Below are 1,287 nucleotides of genomic sequence, written 5' to 3'. Positions count from 1 at the left end.
GGGGTTCTAGGGATTTTCCCCTCTAAAGTAACATAGAACGCTACAGGTATTATATTATATGGTCTGTGGCGGTGGGTTACCTTCCAATATTCTGCCATCTTATATAAACACCATCAATCATATTGGCGTTTATTCATCATGGCAATTAGTAATGAACTCTCGATTCTGACTCAGGCAGAACAACGAGACTTGTATTCAGCACCTCAGTTTTCTATTGAGGAACAACGTTTGTATTTTTCGCTAAACGATGTAGAACAGGCCGAATGCCGTACTATCAGGCTTACTAAACATCGTTGTTATTTCGTGGCGCTTCTGGGCTATTTTAAATCTAAGCCAGTGATCATTGCTCCGAGTTTCCGTGATATCAGTATCGACATGCAGTTTATTGCCTCCCAAATTCAAAGAGGTAAAGGGATCAGGCCTTTCAGTGTCAGTAAAATGCAGCGTGACCGTATTTACTCAAGGATACTGCGTCTACTTAATTACAATAAGTGGAATGAAAAACAGCACCTCAATGCTCTGTGCCACCACCTGGTTTACATTGGTCATGCCTGGCTGGAGCCTCGACACCTCTTTGATGCGGCCATTGAATACCTTGCCAGCCATAACATTGCCATTCCTAAGTACTCCGTGCTTCAAAGACTGATAAGCCGCACAATGCAACAGGTCAGAAAAGACCTGACGCTCCAACTGAATCAACTTACCAGTAATGAACTTAACGTATTTCTGGACAACATAATCACTACTAAAGACGACGGGCTGAGTCTGAGCCATCTCAGGGGTGGTGCCAAAAGTCTGACCGTGCCTGAGCTTAAAAAAGAGCTCGCCATTTACCACCGGTTAGCACCATGGCACACGCAAATAAATGACGTTGTGGACAGGCTCAATCTGTCGCTAAAAAATCGACAACACTTCAGCGGCCTTATTGATTACTACGGCAGTAAAGTGCGGCGCTTCAAACGCTCACAGCAGCACCTGTGGTTACTGTGTCATCTGACAGAGCGCATGCAACTTGCACTGGAGCGCCTGACGGATGGGTTTGTTTACCATATCCGAAAACAACAGGAAGCCGCCAACGCCTTTGCACAACAAGCAGTGTTCCTGTCCTGGCAGTCAGCTGCGGACAATGTCACGAAAGCGGCAGAGCTACTTCACCTGTTTGTTGACGAGAATATTGATGACAATCAGCCCTTCTCAGTAGTCAGACAACAGGCATTGAAGGTCATGAATGACAGGGATATCCAGACCCTCTGCCTTTACCTGAAAAAACAGAAACGGACCGTGGAA

Annotated in this window: 1 protein-coding gene; it reads left to right on the top strand. The window is 45.7% G+C overall.

Annotated features, from left to right (window positions below; genetic code table 11):
* Positions 1–138: 138 nt before the first annotated feature.
* Positions 139–1,287: DUF4158 domain-containing protein (locus tag LHL20_RS20930; protein WP_187448117.1), on the top strand; the 1,149-nt coding region annotated here is incomplete at its 3' end.

It is taken from the genome of Alteromonas sp. McT4-15, from assembly GCF_020515205.1.
GTDB lineage: Bacteria > Pseudomonadota > Gammaproteobacteria > Enterobacterales > Alteromonadaceae > Alteromonas.
This window is presented reverse-complemented; position numbering and strand designations above follow the sequence as displayed.